Annotated in this window: 13 protein-coding genes; 7 read left to right on the forward strand and 6 right to left on the reverse strand. The window is 63.4% G+C overall.

From position 1 onward, the window contains the following. Window positions 1-156 precede the first annotated feature (156 nt). The gene (gene lgt, locus LBW87_RS12510; RefSeq protein ID WP_225201804.1) at window positions 157-987 is read left to right on the forward strand and encodes a prolipoprotein diacylglyceryl transferase; all 831 of its coding nucleotides are present in this window, start codon (window positions 157-159) and stop codon (window positions 985-987) included. A 102-nt stretch (window positions 988-1,089) separates the two neighbouring features. Here the strand turns inward: lgt and LBW87_RS12515 are convergent, their stop codons facing one another. Then, on the reverse strand, window positions 1,090-1,719 hold the full coding sequence (locus tag LBW87_RS12515; RefSeq protein ID WP_225201805.1) for a bifunctional 4-hydroxy-2-oxoglutarate aldolase/2-dehydro-3-deoxy-phosphogluconate aldolase: 630 nt from the start codon (window positions 1,717-1,719) through the stop codon (window positions 1,090-1,092). Further along, window positions 1,716-3,593, reverse strand: a complete 1,878-nt coding sequence (gene edd / locus LBW87_RS12520; protein WP_225201806.1) for a phosphogluconate dehydratase — start codon at window positions 3,591-3,593, stop codon at window positions 1,716-1,718. The genes LBW87_RS12515 and edd overlap by 4 nt, the downstream gene beginning before the upstream one ends. 319 nt (window positions 3,594-3,912) lie before the next feature. On the opposite strand from edd, the gene pgi reads away from it, so the two are divergent. The 4 genes from pgi to tal all read left to right on the forward strand — a co-directional run bounded on the left by pgi (window position 3,913) and on the right by tal (window position 8,969). Next, entirely contained in the window at window positions 3,913-5,568 is a 1,656-nt protein-coding gene (gene pgi / locus LBW87_RS12525; RefSeq protein ID WP_225201807.1) for a glucose-6-phosphate isomerase, read from the forward strand. 76 nt (window positions 5,569-5,644) lie between these two features. Then, window positions 5,645-7,114 (forward strand): glucose-6-phosphate dehydrogenase, encoded by a 1,470-nt coding sequence (zwf, locus tag LBW87_RS12530; protein WP_225201808.1) that lies wholly within the window; start codon window positions 5,645-5,647, stop codon window positions 7,112-7,114. A gap of 24 nt (window positions 7,115-7,138) precedes the next feature. Further along, the gene (locus tag LBW87_RS12535) at window positions 7,139-7,993 is read left to right on the forward strand and encodes an SIS domain-containing protein (RefSeq protein ID WP_225201879.1); all 855 of its coding nucleotides are present in this window, start codon (window positions 7,139-7,141) and stop codon (window positions 7,991-7,993) included. 40 nt (window positions 7,994-8,033) lie between these two features. Further along, a complete protein-coding gene (gene tal / locus LBW87_RS12540) occupies window positions 8,034-8,969 on the forward strand; it encodes a transaldolase (RefSeq protein WP_225201809.1) in 936 nt (311 codons plus the stop codon). A 100-nt stretch (window positions 8,970-9,069) separates the two neighbouring features. On the opposite strand, the gene LBW87_RS12545 is transcribed toward tal, so the two are convergent. Genes LBW87_RS12545 through LBW87_RS12560 form a run of 4 tightly spaced genes read right to left on the reverse strand, consistent with a single transcriptional unit; the run spans window position 9,070 to window position 13,886 of the window. Next, window positions 9,070-10,107 (reverse strand): L-idonate 5-dehydrogenase, encoded by a 1,038-nt coding sequence (locus LBW87_RS12545; protein ID WP_225201810.1) that lies wholly within the window; start codon window positions 10,105-10,107, stop codon window positions 9,070-9,072. 27 nt (window positions 10,108-10,134) lie between these two features. Then, window positions 10,135-10,929: an SDR family NAD(P)-dependent oxidoreductase gene (locus tag LBW87_RS12550; RefSeq protein ID WP_225201811.1), complete on the reverse strand. Its 795-nt coding sequence runs from the start codon at window positions 10,927-10,929 to the stop codon at window positions 10,135-10,137. Between the two features lie 34 nt (window positions 10,930-10,963). Beyond that, window positions 10,964-12,517, reverse strand: coding sequence for a gluconokinase (gntK, locus tag LBW87_RS12555; protein ID WP_225201812.1), 1,554 nt, complete (start codon window positions 12,515-12,517; stop codon window positions 10,964-10,966). 16 nt (window positions 12,518-12,533) lie between these two features. Beyond that, window positions 12,534-13,886, reverse strand: coding sequence for a GntP family permease (locus LBW87_RS12560; protein WP_225201813.1), 1,353 nt, complete (start codon window positions 13,884-13,886; stop codon window positions 12,534-12,536). A gap of 367 nt (window positions 13,887-14,253) precedes the next feature. On the opposite strand from LBW87_RS12560, the gene LBW87_RS12565 reads away from it, so the two are divergent. Together LBW87_RS12565 and ggt are read left to right on the forward strand one after the other, a co-directional pair. Beyond that, window positions 14,254-15,306, forward strand: coding sequence for a LacI family DNA-binding transcriptional regulator (locus LBW87_RS12565; RefSeq protein WP_225201814.1), 1,053 nt, complete (start codon window positions 14,254-14,256; stop codon window positions 15,304-15,306). A 163-nt stretch (window positions 15,307-15,469) separates the two neighbouring features. Next, window positions 15,470-17,233, forward strand: a complete 1,764-nt coding sequence (ggt, locus tag LBW87_RS12570; RefSeq protein ID WP_225201815.1) for a gamma-glutamyltransferase — start codon at window positions 15,470-15,472, stop codon at window positions 17,231-17,233. Window positions 17,234-17,331: the final 98 nt, after the last annotated feature.

Here is a 17,331-nt window from a genome sequence, read left to right on the forward strand (position 1 = left end):
GGGCTATTCTACCTTTGTTGGCGATGCCGCCAAGGCCGGCGATTGCGGCGCGCCTGCGCCAGATCAAATCAATCGTATTGCAGGTGGCGTGCTGGCACGCCATGTGGGCTTGTGCCACAATCGCGGCTGACCCGCTCACCGGAAAGACTCCAAGACATGCTGATTCACCCGATGCCCAATCCGATCGCCATCGAGATCGGTCCGCTGGCCGTTCACTGGTACGGCCTGATGTACCTGCTGGCGTTTGCCCAATTCATTGCGCTGGGACGCCTGCGCATCAAGCAAGCGCACATCGCCGCGGTCGGCTGGAAGAAGGAAGACCTCGACGACATGCTGTTCTATGGCGTGCTGGGGGTAGTGATCGGGGGCCGGCTGGGTGAAATCCTGTTCTACAACCCGGCCTATTATTTTGCCAACCCGGCCGACATGATCGCCGTCTGGAAGGGTGGCATGTCGTTTCACGGCGGCTTCCTGGGCGTGATGCTGGCGATGTGGCTGTGGGGCCGCAAGCGCGGGCGCAAGCTGATGGATATCATGGACTTCATCGCGCCGCTGGTACCGCTCGGTTATGCGGCCGGCCGCCTGGGCAATTTCATCAACGCCGAACTCCCCGGGCGCCCGGCAGACCCGTCGCTGCCCTGGGCGATGATCTGGCCCAATGTCGATAACATTCCCCGCCATCCCTCGCCGATCTACCAGATGCTGGTCGATGGCATCCTGTTATTCATCATCCTCTGGTTCTTCGCGCGCCAGACCCGCCCGCGCATGGCGGTCGCCGGCATGTTCTCGCTGCTGTACGGCTGCGCACGCTTCTTCACCGAATATTTCCGCATGCCAGACTACGATGTGCATTTCGCCGGCATCACCATCTCGGCCGGACAGATGCTGTCACTGCCGATGGTGGTGCTGGGCATCCTGCTGCTGGTGCTGGCCTATCGCCGCAACGAGTACGCCAGCCCGCCGCTGGCGGCGGGAAGCGGCAAGTAGAAAAGCGGTTGATAAAAAAAAGGGGGGCCAGTACGGCCCCCCTTTTTTATAACCCTCGTCGTCCTGACGAAAGTCAGGACCCAGCGTCTTTCAGCGAAGCGATCAAGCCTTCTTCAGTGCGCTGGCCGCACGGGCGATCTCGGTGATCTTGTCCCAGTCGCCGGCTTCGATGGCGGCCTTTGGCGTCAACCAGGAACCGCCCACGCAGACCACGTTCTTGCACGCCAGGAACTGCGGCGCCGTCTCTTGCGTGATGCCACCAGTCGGACAGAACGACACGTCGCCCAGCGGGCCGGCGATGCCGTTCAACATGCCGATTCCACCAGCCGGCACCGCCGGGAACAACTTCAACTGACGGAAACCGGCTTCGCGCGCTGCCATCACTTCGGATGGCGTCATCACGCCCGGCAGCAGTGGCAAGCCGCTGCGCTTGGCCGCTTCGATCAACGCCGCCGTCAGGCCCGGCGACACACCAAAGACCGCGCCGGCATCGCGCGAGGCGGCGAATTCTTCGGGCGCGGTCAGGGTGCCGACGCCGACGATGGCGTCCGGCACCGATTCGGCGATGGCACGAATGGCCGGCAGGCCGTGTTCGGTACGCAGCGTGATTTCAAGCACGCGGATGCCACCTGCCACCAGCGCGCGGGCCAGCGGAACTGCGTGTTCGATCTTGTCGATGGCGATCACCGGGATGACCGGCGAGGCGCGCATGATGTCCAGTGTTGTCTTCATACTGTTGTGCTCTCTTTTTGTTTATCGTTGATCGGCGGCAGGCCAAACGTGGCGCCGCCCTCTTCTGCCGTGCCCACGGCGTTGCGGAACATGCTGAACAATTCACGGCCCATGCCGTGCTGGTTGCCGAACAGGTCAGCGGTATCCAGTGTGCGGCGTTCCCATTCGTCGGCCGGGACCAGTGCTTCAAGCACGCCGGCTTCGGTATCGAGACGAATGATATCGCCGGTTCGCACCAGGCCCAGCGGACCGCCGCCCAGCACCTCGGGCGTGACGTGGATGGCCGACGGCACCTTGCCCGACGCGCCCGACATGCGGCCATCGGTGACCAGCGCCACATGGCGTCCCTTGTCCTGCAGGATACCGAGCGCAGGCGTGAGCGAATGCAGCTCCGGCATGCCGTTGGCGCGCGGGCCCTGGAAGGTGAGCACGGCCACGAAGTCGCGGTCCAGCTCGCCGGCCTTGAAGGCGGCCATGAAGGCTTCCTGCGAATGGAACACCACCGCCGGCGCCTCTACCCGCCGGTGCTCATGCTTCACCGCCGATATCTTGGACACCGAGCGCCCCAGGTTGCCCTTCAACAGCTTGAGGCCGCCATCGGGGGCGAACGGCTTGGCGACCGTGCCCACCACCGCCTCGTCGGCGCTCTTGGTGGGGGCGTCGCGCCACACCACCTTGCCCACGCTGCCTTCTGCGACTTCGCCGGCCAGCATCGGCTCTTGCGTATGGGCGCGCAGGCCCTGGCCCAGGATGGTGGTGACGTCGTCATGCATCAGGCCGGCATCGATCAGCTCGCGCAGCACGAAACCGGTGCCGCCGGCCGCATGGAAATGGTTCACATCGGCCGAACCGTTGGGATAGATGCGGGTGATCAGCGGCACGACTTCGGACAACTTGTCGAAGTCGTCCCAGTCGATCACGATGCCGGCCGCCTTGGCGATCGCCACCAGATGCAGCGTATGGTTGGTGGAGCCGCCCGTGGCATGCAGCGCGACGATGGCGTTGACGATCGCCTTCTCGTCGATCATGCGGCCGACCGGCGTGTATTGCGCGCCCTGGTCGGTGATCCTGGCGGCCTGCTGGGCCGCCGCCGCCGTGAGCGCATCGCGCAATGGCGTATTGGGCGTGATGAAGGCGGCGCCCGGCAAGTGCAGCCCCATCGCTTCCATCAACATCTGGTTGCTGTTGGCGGTACCGTAGAAGGTGCAGGTACCGGCGCCGTGGTAGGACTTCGATTCGGCCTCGAGCAACTCGGCGCGACCGATCTTGCCTGCCGTATAGAGCTGGCGGATCTTGACCTTGTCATTGTTGCTCATGCCGCTGGTCATCGGACCGGCCGGCACGAACACGGCCGGCAAGTGGCCGAAATGCAAGGCGCCGATCAACAGGCCCGGCACGATCTTGTCGCACACGCCCAGGTACAACGCGGCGTCGAACATGTTGTGCGACAGCGCGATGGCGGTCGCCATGGCGATGGCGTCGCGCGAGAAGAGCGACATTTCCATGCCGGCCTGACCCTGCGTGACGCCATCGCACATGGCCGGCGTGCCACCGGCGAACTGCGCTACCGCGCCCACTTCGCGCGCGGCGGCTTTCAATATCTGGGGGAAACGCTCGAACGGCTGATGCGCCGAAAGCATGTCGTTGTAGGCCGAGACGATCGCCAGCGACGGCGCCTTGTCTTCCTTCAACTTCAATTTGTCATTGGCCGGAAAGGCTGCGAAGCCGTGAGCCAGGTTGGTGCAGGCCAGTGCGCCACGCTGCACGCCCTTGCGACGGGCCGCTTCCAATCGTTCGAGATAAGCGGTCCGGTAGGGACGACTACGTTCGGCGATGCGTCGGGTGACGCTGGCTAAGGTAGCGTTGAGAGGCATTGTCGTTTCCTGTTAGCGTTAACAATGTAATTTTACTACACAAATTTCAACAAATAAAATCAATGACTTGGCGACAGAACAACATCAAGACAGCCGACTCGACACTGGGCGCACTTCAAAATAATTCAAGAACCTGAAAGACCGCCACCAGCAGGCGTTTCCAGCAAAATCACTGATTGTCATGGACTCGTCATAAACTGTAGTGAAATTACCATCAAGATACCAATTGATGTATAGTCACGGCATCGTACCGGCAATTTCTGCGCCGCACGCGCTTTCGGTTCCCGCGCGGTGCGACGCCTAACAAGACCCGAAGAACATGCACACCACCGCACTGACCGACTCGGTCGCCTTCCAGGCTCTGCAGCAGCATCACGGCCAAGCCGCCAGCTGGCATATGCGCGAACTGTTCGCGCAACAGCCCGACCGCTTCGAGCGCATGTCACTGAGCGCTGCCGGCATCCTGCTCGATTATTCGAAGAACCGCATCGAGACGCGTACCCTGTCGCTGTTGCTGGACCTGGCCCGCGAACGTCAAGTCGAACCGCTGCGCGATGCCATGTTCGGTGGCGAAAAAATCAACTTTACCGAACATCGCGCAGTCTTGCACACTGCACTGCGGGCACCCGCCCATAGCAACGGCGCCCGAGTGGATGGACAAGCCGTCGGCGCCGACGTTCAGGAAGTATTGGCGCACATGCGCGACTTCACCGCGCGCGTGCGTAGCGGCCAATGGCTGGGTTACACCGGGCGCGCCATCACTGACATCGTCAACATCGGCATTGGCGGCTCGCATCTGGGTCCGCAGATGGTCTGTACCGCGCTGCGCCCGTTTGCCCATGAGCGGCTGCGGGCTCACTTCGTGTCCAACGTCGATGGCCATGATCTGGACGAGGTGCTGGCGCGGGTCGATCCCGAAACCACCCTGTTCATCGTTGCCTCCAAGACATTCACCACGCAGGAAACCATGATGAACGCGCAGTCGGCGCGCAGCTGGTTCCTGCGGCACCCCGGTCGCAGCACGGCCGACCTGGCGCGCCATTTCGTGGCGGTCTCGACCAATGCAGCAGAAGTCAGCGCGTTCGGCATCGATACCGACAACATGTTCCCCTTCTGGGACTGGGTCGGCGGACGTTATTCGGTATGGTCGTCGATCGGCTTGTCGATCGCGCTGCTGCTGGGCTTCGAGAATTTCTCGGCGTTCCTGGGCGGGGCCCATGCGATGGACCAGCACTTCCTGGAAGCGCCGCTGGAGCGCAACATGCCGGTGATCCAGGCCATGATCGGCATCTGGAACCGCAACTTCTTCAACAGCGAATCGCTGTCGATCGCCCCTTACCACCACGGCTTGCGCTTTTTCCCTTCCTACCTGCAGCAGCTGGAGATGGAAAGCAACGGCAAGCGCATCACCCGCGACGGCAGCGACGTCGGGGTGGCGACCTGCCCCTTCATCTGGGGCGATGTGGGCACCAATGGCCAGCACGCGTTCTTCCAATTGTTGCACCAGGGCACCGATATCACGCCGATCGATTTCATTGCCGTGCTGCGCCCGGCGCACCGCATCGACGGTCACCACCAGGTGCTGCTGGCGAACTGCTTCGCCCAGTCGGAAGCCTTCATGCGGGGCAAGGACGCCAGCGAGGTTCGCGCCGACCTGCAACGCGCCGGTCTCGACGATGCGGAACTGAACGCGCTTTTGCCGCACAAAACCTTCAACGGCAACCGGCCCAGCAACACCCTGCTGCTGTCCGAACTGACCCCGGCCACGCTGGGCGCCCTGATCGCGCTGTACGAGCACAAGACATTCGTGCAAGGCGCGATCTGGGGCATCAACAGTTTCGACCAGTGGGGCGTCGAATTGGGCAAGGTACTGGCCAGGACCATCCATGGCGAACTCAAGGGCGACAGCACGCCGGCGCAGCACGACTGCTCCACCAATGCCCTGATTGCACTGGCCAAGGAAGCGCAACAATGATGCAGGCGCGGCTCCGGACGATGGAGCCGCGCTCACTACCACCGCAGATCAACCCGCACACCAAACGACACTGATCATGGCTATTTCCGATTTCGACCTGGTTTTATTCGGCGGCACCGGCGACCTCTCGATGCGCAAGCTGTTGCCCGCCCTCTACGCCCGCGACCGCGCCCGTGACCTGCCGCCGGAGGCACGCATCGTCTGCCTGGGCCGCGACGACAAGTCGCGCGAAGATTTCTTGCAGGTGGTAGAAAAAGACTCCAAACCGCACATCCCTGCCGCCAATCTGGACGCGGCCGTCTGGGAGCGCTTCTGCAGCCGCCTGCGCTATGCCTCGGTCAATGCCAAGGAAGGCGCCAGCTTCGCCCACCTGAAGGACGCCCTGCGCGACACCGACGGCCTGGCCCGCGTGTTCTACCTGGCCACCCCGCCCAGCCTGTTTGCGTCGATCTGCGAGAACCTGTCCAAGGCCGGACTGGTCACGCCGGCCTCGCGTGTGGTGCTCGAAAAACCGCTGGGCCGCGACCTGGCCAGCGCGCGCGACATCAACAAGCAGGTCGGCCGCTACTTCGAAGAATCGCAGATCTTCCGCATCGACCATTACCTGGGCAAGGAAGCGGTGCAGAACCTGCTGGCGCTGCGCTTCGGCAACGTGCTGTTCGAGCCGCTGTGGCGCCGCGAATGGATTTCGGACGTGCAGATCACCATCGCCGAAGAACTGGGCGTGGGCGGTCGCTTCGACTACTACGACACCTCCGGCGCGCTGCGCGACATGCTGCAGAACCACTTGCTGCAGTTGCTCTGTATCGTCGCCATGGAGCCGCCCGTGTCCAACTCGGCCGATGCCGTGCGTGACGAGAAGCTCAAGGTGCTGCGTTCGCTCAAGCGCTTCACGCCCACCACCCTGGCCATGAACGTGGTGCGCGGACAATATCGCTCCGGCCATGTCAACGGCGTGGCGGTGCCGGCCTACCGCAAGGAAGCCGACGCCAATCCGGAGTCCCGCACCGAGACCTTCGTCGCGGTCAAGGCCGAGATCGACACCTGGCGCTGGGCCGGCGTGCCGTTCTACCTGCGCACCGGCAAGCGCATGGCCGATCAACTGGCCGAGATCGTGGTGCGTTTCAAGAGCGTGCCGCATTCGATCTTCGCCCACCAGAACTCGACCCTGCCCAATTGCCTGGTGATCCGCCTGCAGCCAGACGAAGGACTGCACATGAACCTGATGGCCAAGCAACCCGGCGACGGCATGCGCCTGCGCCCGGTCGAGCTCGAGATGGATTTCCGCGAAAAATTCAAGACCCCGCGCATGGATGCCTACGAGCGCCTGCTGCTGGATGTCCTGCGCGGCCACCTGACGCTGTTCATGCGCAGCGACGAGCTGGAAGCGGCCTGGGAATGGGTCGAGCCGATCCTGCAGCACTGGGACCAGCAAGAAGCCGATCCGGTCCCGTACAACGCCGGCACCTGGGGGCCGGCTGCGGCCAGCGCCCTGATCGGTCGCGATGGTCTGCAATGGCGCGAAGAAGCGCTACCTGAAGTGTAAAGGCGGCACAGCGTCATCATGTCCATGTTGCTCGACTCGATTCGCACCCACATCAACTCCCTCTCCAAGTCGGAGAAGAAGGTGGCCGCGACTGTACTGGCCAATCCGCAGCTGGCGCTGGCCGAGAATCTGACCGCGCTGGCCAAGAACGCCGAGGTGTCCGAGCCGACCGTGATCCGCTTCTGCCGCGCCATCGGCTACGAAGGCTGGCACGACTTCAAGCTCAAGCTGGCGCAAAGCCTGGCGCTGGCCTTGCCCGGCGCCGACGAGACCCTGGCGCAGGACGACCTGGCCGCCGACCTGGTCAACAAGATCTGCAGCCGCTCGATCAACACCCTGCTCGACCTGCGCAACCACCTCAACCCGGACGCCATCCAGCTGGCGCTGGAAGTGCTGGCGCGGGCCAACAAGATCGAGTTCTACGGCCAGGGCACGTCGGGCATCGTGGCCAACGATGCCCAGCACAAGTTCTTCCGCTCGGGGGTGCCGACGGTGGCCTATTCGGACCCGCACATCCACAGCATTGCGGCGTCCCTGCTGAAGGCCGGCGACTGCGTGGTGGCGATCTCGCAGCGCGGCGGCAATGCGGCCTTGCTGCGCAGTATCCAGCTGGCGCGCCGGGGCGGCGCCGACATCATCGTGCTGGGCCCCAGCGGCACGCCGCTGGCCGAACTGGCCACGGTGCTGGTGCCGATCGACCTGTCGTTCAATATCGATCCCTATACGCCGATCTCGGCGCGGCTGGCGCACCTGGTCGTGATCGACATCCTGGCCGTCGGGCTGGCATTGCGCCGCGGCCCGGAATTCCGCAAGAAAATGCAGAACGCACAGAAGTCGCTGCAGAAATTCGACATGCAGTTCGACTCGTTCTTCCGTTGAGTTCTCTTTCCGCTATTTCCCTTTTGTGACAGGACGTTCCATGACCCAGCTTGACCAGTTGAAGCAGTACACCACCATCGTGGCCGATACCGGCGACTTCCAGTCGATGAAGGCGTTTGCGCCCCAGGACGCCACCACCAATCCATCGCTGATCCTCAAGGCAGTGCAGAAGGACGAATACAAGCCGCTGCTGGCGACCGTGGTCAAGGCGCATGCCGGCAAGAGCACCGACGAGATCATCGACCACCTGCTGATCGCGTTCGGGCTGGAAATCCTGAAATTGATCCCGGGACGGGTCTCCACCGAGACCGACGCCCGCCTGTCGTTCGACACCGAGGCCACTGTGGCCAAGGGCCGCACGCTGATCAAGCTGTATGAGGCCGCCGGCATCAAGCGCGAGCGGGTGCTCATCAAGATCGCCGCCACCTGGGAAGGCATCCGCGCCGCCGAGATCCTGGAGAAGGAAGGCATCCATTGCAACCTGACCCTGCTGTTCTCGCTGCCGCAGGCGATTGCCTGCGCCGAAGCCGGCGTGCAGTTGATCTCGCCGTTCGTGGGCCGGATCTACGACTGGTTCAAGAAATCCACCGGGCAGGAATACACCGGCGCCGATGATCCGGGCGTGCAGTCGGTCAAGACTGTGTATAACTATTACCGCAAGTTCGGCTATGCCACCGAGGTGATGGGTGCGAGCTTTCGCAACACCTCGCAGATCGTCGAACTGGCTGGTTGCGACCTGCTCACCATCAGCCCCGACCTGCTGCAGAAACTGGCCGAGTCCGACGCCCCGGTCGAGCGCAAGCTGAGCGCCGACGCCGCGAAGTCGGCCGACATCGCCCGCGTGAGCCTGGACCAGAAGGCATTCCGCCTGGCCCTCAATGGCGACGCGATGGCGACCGAGAAGTTGGCCGAAGGTATCCGGCAATTCGCCGCCGATGCGGTGAAGCTGGAAGGCATTGTCGACGCCGCACGTTAAGCACTAAACCTTCAGCGCTAAACATTGAGCGTTGACGGACAATCGCCGCCGCCCCGACATCAGTCAGGGCGACGGCGACGGTTTGCACCCCACCCTGCGGTCAGGCGAAACTGATCTGCACCTTCATCATCTTCGAGCGATCGCCTGCGATCTCGAACGCCTCGACCGATTTCTCGAACGGGTAGGTGGCCGTGATCAACGGCTTCACATCGACCAGTCGACGATTCATCAATTCCACCGCCATCGCAAACTCTTCATGGAAGCGGAACGCGCCGCGCCAGTCGAGCTCCTTGCCCACCAGCAGGTTGGCCGGAAAATTGATATCGCCGCCCAACCCCACCTGCACGATGATGGCCTGCGGACGCAATGCTTCCAGCGCGCCGACCAGCGCGCGCTCGTTGCCGCTGGCCTCGAACAGCACGTCGAACGTACCCTTGTCGGCGGCATAGGCCTTCAGCGCATCGGGCGTGTCTGCCATGTTGATGGCGCGATCGGCGCCGACATTGATGGCGGCCTCAAGCGGCATCTTCGCCACATCGGTGACCACCACCTCCAGCGCCCCGGCGCGACGGGCGGCGATCACCACCAGCGCACCGATCGGGCCGCAACCCGTCACCAGCACCCGCTTGCCTACCAGCGGCCCGGCGCGGCGCACCGCATGCAAGGCTACCGACAGCGGCTCGGCCATGGCCGCCTCGCCATCGCTGACATGGTCCGCCACCACATGGGCCTGGGCGCGCTCGATCACGATCTCCTGGCGAAACGCTCCCTGCACATGCGGCATGCGCATGGCGCTGCCGTAGAAGCGCATGTCCAGGCAATGGTTCTGCTTGCCCTCCTGGCAGTATTTGCAGGCGCCGCACGGGCGGCTGGGGCTGATGGCGATGCGGGTGCCGGGGGTGATATCGGTGATGCCCGAACCGATCTCGGCGATCTGGCCCGAGACCTCGTGGCCCAGCACCATCGGCTCCTTGATGCGCACCACGCCGAAGCCGCCGTGATGGTAGTAGTGCAGGTCCGAGCCGCAGATGCCGCCGGCCTTCACCTTGACCTTCAGTTGCAGCGGCTGCAGCGCGCCGGTGTCGAGTTCCTGAATGCGCAGGTCGTGCGGCGCATGAATGACGATGCCTTGTTGCATGATGGTCTCCGGTTTGGTCTTTGATTACTACAAGGTTGCGGTCACGCCGCCATCTACATACAGGATATGACCATTGACGAAGCGCGAGGCATCGCTGCCCAGGAACACCGCCGCGCCCACCAGGTCTTCCACGTCGCCCCAGCGGCGTGACGGCGTACGTCCGACCAGCCACTCGGTAAATTTCTGGTCCTGCACCAGTGCCATGTTCATCTCGGTCTTGAAATAACCTGGTCCCAGGCCGTTGACCTGGATGCCGTACTTGCCCCAATCGATGGCCATGCCCTTGGTGAACATCTTGACCGCGCCTTTGGTGGCCGCGTAGGGCGCAATGTTGGGGCGGCCCAGTTCGCTCTGCACCGAACAGATGTTGATGATCTTGCCGCGCCCGCGCGGGATCATATGGCGCGCCACGGCCTGGGCTGCATAGAAGACGCTGTTCAGGTTGGTGTTGATGATGTCGTGCCAGTCTTCGTGCTTGAAGTCTTCCAGCGCATTGCGACGCTGGATGCCGGCGTTATTGACCAGCACCTCGATGGCGCCGATGTCGCTCTCGATCTTCTGCACCGCCGCCTGCACCGCCTCGGCCGAGGTAGCGTCGAAGCTGGACTCATGGATCACGTGGCCTTCGTCGCGCAGTTGCTGCGCCACCTTGGCCAGCTTGGCGGCATCGCGCCCGTTGAGCACGATGGCCGCGCCGGCTTCGGCCATGCCGCGCGCCAGCGCCAGGCCGATGCCGCCGGACGAACCGGTGATCAGGGCCAGCTTTCCTTCGAGTGAAAAATTCTGCAGGCCAGCGGGCAGTTGCGTTGCCTTGATGCTCATGGTGTCTCCTGTCGGATCGGTGTTGTTATCGGGGTTACTTCGACTTGACCATCTCGCGCTGGAACGCGGCGATGGCGTGGTATTCGTTTTCCAGCTTGCCCGGAATGGCCGCAAAGATCGGTTGCAGGCGACCGTACACCTTGACCGCGTCGGCCTCGGGCGCATGGTGATGGGTCGAGCCCACCATCTCCGAGATCACCGACAGCGACGGCACCAGGCCCAGCGCCCAGGCGCCCAGCACGGCCGCGCCCAGGCAAGACGATTCGACGCTCTCGGGCACCATCACTTCGCGATCGAAGATGTCGGCCATCATCTGGCGCCACAGCGCCGAGCGGGCAAAGCCGCCGGTGGCCATCATGCGCTTGGTGGGACCGATCAGTTCTTCCAGCGCGGGCAGGATGCTGTAGAGATTGAAGATCACGCCTTCCAGCGCGGCGCGGATCATGTGATGCTTGCCGTGGTGCAGCGCCAGTCCGAAGAATGAGCCGCGCAGGTCGGCATTCCACAATGGCGCGCGCTCGCCGGCCATGAAGGGATGGAACAGCAAGCCTTCGGCGCCCGGCGCCACCGTCTCGGCGATCCGGGTCAGCGCCTCGTAGGGATCGACACCCTCCTCGCGCGCGGCGGCGGCTTCGGCCGTGGCCAGTTCGTCGCGCACCCAGCGGAAGATGTTGCCACCGTTGTTGACCGGGCCGCCCACCACCCAGTGCTTCTCGGTGAGCGCATAACAGAACAGGCGGCCATGCGGGTCGGTCAGCGGCTGGTCGATCACGGTGCGCATGGCACCAGAGGTGCCGATGGTGACCGCCACATGACCGGGCTCGATGGCATTGACGCCCAGGTTGGACAGCACGCCGTCATTGGCGCCGATGATGAACGGCGTATCGGTGGACAGGCCCAGCCGCTGCGCGCTCTGCGCATCCAGCGGCGGCAGGCGGTGGGTGGTCGGCACCGGTTGCGGCAGTTGCGCCACATCCACCTTCAGCAGCGCGAGCGCCTCGCGGTCCCAGGCCAGCTCGCGCAGGTTGAACATGCCGGTGGCCGAGGCAATCGAATAATCGACCTGCCACTGGCCGAACAGACGAAACAGCACGTACTCCTTGATGCCGACGAAGCGCGCCGCCTTATCGAACACCTCCGGCTTTTCATGGCGCAGCCACATCAGCTTGCACAGCGGCGACATCGGGTGGATCGGGGTGCCGGTGCGACGGTAGATGGCATTGCCATCGAAGTCCTTCTTGATGCGCTCGGCCCACACCGAAGCCCGGATATCGCCCCAGGTGATGCTGTTGCACAGCAACTGGTGCTCGGCATCGAGGGCGATGACGCTATGCATGGCCGCGCTGAAGGACACCAGGGCGATGTCTTCGGGCGTGGCCTTGGCCGCCTTGACGGCGCCTGCAATCGACCCCAGCACCGCCTCGAAGATCTGCTGCGGGTCTTGCTCGGCCATGCCCGGCTCGGTGCACAGCACCGGGTACTCCACGGCATGCTGGGCGACCACCTGGCCGTCGAGCGTGAAGACCACGGTCTTGGTGCTGGTGGTGCCGATATCGACACCTAGCATGGTGCGGGGAGCTTGGGGCATGGGCGGTTTTCCTTTACTAGACGACCAGGTTGAGCAACATGATGAAGATGATAGCAACAACCGAAATCAGTGTTTCCATCGCGGTCCAGGTCTTGAAGGTCTCGCCAACGCTCATGTTGAAGTATTCCTTGACCAGCCAGAACCCGGCATCGTTGACGTGCGACAGGATGAGCGATCCGGCGCCGGTGGCCAGCACCAGCAGTTCCTTGTTGGTGCCGGGCACCAGCGCCACCAGGGGCGCTACGATACCGGCGCCGGTGATGGTGGCCACCGTCGCCGAACCGGTCGCCACGCGAATCACGCCGGCCACGAACCAGGCCAGCAGCAAGGGCGAGATCTGGGCATGGACCGCCAGTTCACCGATGGCGGTACCAACGCCGCTATTGACCAGCATCTGCTTGAAGCCGCCGCCGGCGCCGATGATCAGCACGATGGCCGCAGTCGGCGCCAGGCTGTGATCGACGAACTTGAGCACCTGCTGGCGGGTGAAGCCGCGCGCCACGCCGAAGGTATACATCGCCAGCAACAGGGCCGCCAGCAGCGCGACGATGGGGTTGCCGATGAAGTCCATCAGCTCGCGCACGGCATTGCCTTCCGGCAGGGCCACATCGACGAAGGTCTTGAGCAGCATCAGGAACACCGGCGACAGCACCGTCACCAGGGTGATGCCAAAGCCCGGCAGGTTGGTGGTCTGCGGCTCACGCGCCAGTTGCGCCATCAATTCCTCGGACGGCTTGACGTCGACATAGCGCGAAATGAACGAGCCGAACATGGGACCGGCGATGATCACCGTCGGCAGGCCCACGATCAGGCCGTACAGGATGGTCTTGCCGATATCGGCGCCGAAGATGCCGATGGCCAGCAACGGACCCGGATGCGGCGGCACCAGGCCGTGCATCACCGACAGGCTGGCCAGCATCGGCATGCCGATCTTGAACAATGGCACGCCCGAACGACGCGCCACGATGAACACCAGCGGAATCAGCAGCACGAAGCCGATTTCGAAGAACAGCGGAATGCCCACCAGGAAGGCGCCCATCATCATCGCCCAGTGCACCCGCTGGCGGCCGAAGGCGCGCACCAGCGTCTGCGAGATCTGGTCGGCGCCGCCGGACTCGGCCATCAGCTTGCCCAGCATGGTGCCCAGGCCCAGCACGATGCCGACGAAGCCCAGCACGCCGCCGAAGCCGTCCTGGAACGACTTGACGATCTTGGGCAGCGGCATGCCCGAGATCAGGCCGAGAAAGCCCGAGGTGATGATCAAGGCGACAAAGGGGTGCACGCGCAGCCGCGTGATCATCAGGACCAGCGCGAGAATGGCGATAAATGCGTTGAACAGCAAGGTTGCTTCGTGGCTCATGCCCAGCATGGTGGATCTCCTGCCGACAGCCGACCAAAACGCCAGGCATGGCCGCCGGCGCATCACCGGCATCGCAGGCGAGTCTCCGTTGGCCCCAGCCGGGCGGCCGTGGTCTGCACTATCTGCGTAGTGTTGTGTTGATCTTGTGACGGCTTGTGGTCAAGCCTTATCTTTTCCTGAGTACGACATCGTCAATGTCAACGCCGATGTTAGCGTTAACATCGGGTCGGATGATAACGCTAACATTTTGCGGGCGTCAAACTCTCTTCATGCTGCAGCGCGACATTGATTTCCCGCTGGAAATAATCATCAAGGATGTTTATTGCCGGCCATCCGGGCGCGGTATCATGTCGCCAAACCCGAATATCACTCCGCCATGAGCCGTCGCGAAGCATCCAAGCTGGTCCCACCTCTCCCCCCCAAAGGCAGCCGCGCCACCGGTCGCGTCACCATCATCGACGTCGCCCGCCTGGCGGCGGTCAGCCCGATGACGGTGTCGCGCGCCCTGAAGACGCCGGAACTGGTGCAGGAAAAATCGCGCGAGCGCATCATGGCCGCCATCGCGCAACTGGGCTATGTGCCCAACCAGGCTGCTGCCACGCTGGCGTCGGCGCGCTCGCAAGTCATCGCGGTGCTGGTGCCGTCGCTGACCAACGCGGTATTCATCGAGACGCTTTCCGGCATTCGCGACTACCTCAACGAAGCGGGCTACCAGTTCCTGATCGGCGAGACCGGTTATGCGCGGGTCAAGGAAGAACAGCTGATCTCGACCTACCTGTCGCATGCGCCGGCCGGCTTCCTGCTGTCAAGCAGCGAGCAACACGAGATCCTGCAGGCGCGCCCGGCCAGCCGCGCCATTCCTGCGGTGCGCATGTTCGACCTGGGGCGCAGCAACCAGGACCATTCGGTGGGGTTCTCGCAATCGCGCGCCGGCTTTGCCGTGGCCCAGCATCTGGCGCAACGCGGCTATCGGCGCATCGCCTTCATCGCCGCCCAGCTCGACCCGCGCATGCTGAAGCGCCGCGAGGGCTTTCGCAAAGGCCTGCTGGAGGCCGGCCTGGAAGCGGCCACCGAGGTGTTGTTGCCGGAGCCGACCACGGTCGACATGGGCGCGCAATTGCTGCGTCGGGTACTGCAGGCCCGCCCCGATTGCGACGCCGTCTTCTGCTGCAACGACGACCTGGCCCTGGGCGCGCTGTTCGAATGCCAGCGCCAGGGCATCGCAGTGCCGCGCCAGCTGGCCATTGCGGGCTTCAATGACCTGTCATGGGCGGCCTGCGCCACGCCATCGATCACGACCGTGATCACGCCGCGTTACGACATCGGCTACAAATCTGCCGAAATGCTGATCCGCCAGCTAAAGGGGGAAAGCATCGAACGCGGCCGGCTCGACCTCGGGTTCGAGCTGGCAGTGCGCGAGAGCACCTGAACTCGCTGCTGATGAGTTAGTCACGCGTTAGTCGTCGGGACTGGCAAAGTAAGACTTTTCCTCTAGACAAGACCGGAGCAGCCACTACAATCGTGACGTGGCCGGTCAACGACCATAGTTAATAAAAATGCGTTAATAAGTCCAGACCCTCAGGAGATAGCTCATGCAAAAATTCAGCGGACTCACCCGCCCGGCCGTTTTGGCCCTGCTGCCCCTCTGTACCTCGCTGGCGTTCATGCCAGCGCACGCGCAGACTGCGGCGACAGCCGCGCCGGTGGTCGTGAAATACGACCTGACCTACGACATCATCAGCCCGCTGCATACCCAGCGCGGCATGGTGGCCAGCGAACAGGAACTGGCCACCAAGGTTGGCGTCGATATCCTCAAGCGCGGCGGCAACGCCATCGACGCCGGCGTGGCGGTCGGCTTTGCGCTGGCAGTGGTGCTGCCCAATGCTGGCAACATCGGCGGTGGCGGTTTCATGATGATCCACGATGCCAAGACCGGCAAGAACGTGGCGCTGGACTTCCGCGAGATGGCGCCGCAGCGCGCCACCCGCAACATGTATCTGGATGACAAGGGCAATGTGGTGCCCGGACGTTCGCTCTACACGCACCTGGCCGTTGGCGTGCCGGGCACCGTGGCCGGGCTCTCGCATGCATTGAGCAAGTACGGCACGATGAAGTTGTCGCAGGTGATCGAGCCGGCCATCGCGCTGGCCGAAAAAGGTTATCCGGTGAGCCCGGGGCTGGCGCAGATCCTGGCCGCCGAACGCGAACACCTGGGCCAATGGGAATCGAGCAAGGCGATTTTCTTCAAGGACGGTCGCCCGTTGCAAAGCGGCGAACAGCTGGTGCAGAAAGACCTGGCCAAGTCATTGCGCCTGATCGCCAAGCAAGGTCCGTCGGCCTTCTATGAAGGCGCCATCGCCAAGAAGATCGTGGCCGAGATGGACCAGCACGGCGGCCTGATCACGGCCGAAGACCTGAAGAACTACAAGGTGGTCGAGCGGGTGCCGGTGACCGGCAACTATCGCGGCTACCAGGTGATGTCGATGCCGCCGCCAAGCTCGGGCGGGGTGCATATCATCCAGATGATGAACATCCTCGAACGCTACCCGCTGAAGCAGTACGGCGCCGACAGCGCGCAGAGCATCCACGTGATGGCCGAGGCCATGAAGCTGGCCTATGCCGATCGTTCGGAATACCTGGGCGACCCCGATTTCACCAAGGTGCCGGTCAAGGGCCTGACCTCGCGCGCGTATGCCGACGAACTGGCCAAGAAGATCAACCCGGAGCGCGCCACGCCATCGTCCGAGATCAAGCCGGGCCAGCCGCAACCTTATGAAAGCGACCAGACCACGCACTACTCGGTCGCCGACAAGGACGGCAACCTGGTGGCTACCACCTATACGCTGAACCTCAATTTCGGCAGCGGCATCGTAGCCACCGGCACCGGCATCACGCTCAATAACGAGATGGATGACTTCGCCGCCAAGCCGGGCGTGCCGAACGCTTTCGGCCTGATCGGCGGCGACGCCAATGCAGTGGGCCCTTACAAGCGTCCGCTGTCGTCGATGTCGCCGACCTTCGTGCTCAAGGATGGCAAGCCTTTCCTGGTCACCGGCAGTCCGGGTGGCAGCCGCATCATCACCACCACGCTGCAGACTATCCTCAACGTGATCGACCATGACATGAACGTGGCCGAAGCCACCATCACGCCACGCATCCACCACCAGTGGGCGCCGGACCAGTTGCGCATCGAAAAGGGCATTTCGGCCGACACCATCAAGATCCTGCAGGACAAGGGTCAGAAGATCAGCGTGCAACCTTCCATGGGCCGTACGCAGACCATCCAGATCAAGCAGGATGGCTTCTATGGCTACTCGGACCCGCGCAATCCTGACGGTCGCACATTGGGTTTCTGATCGCCCGCTGACCATGTTTCCCCGCAAGGGGTCGTAAAGAAAAAAGGTCGCTCCCCGCACAGGGGAGCGACCTTTTTCGTTCTGCAAACCAGCCTGGC

This window comes from Herbaspirillum sp. alder98, assembly GCF_020179755.1.
In the GTDB taxonomy this organism is placed as follows: domain Bacteria; phylum Pseudomonadota; class Gammaproteobacteria; order Burkholderiales; family Burkholderiaceae_D; genus Herbaspirillum.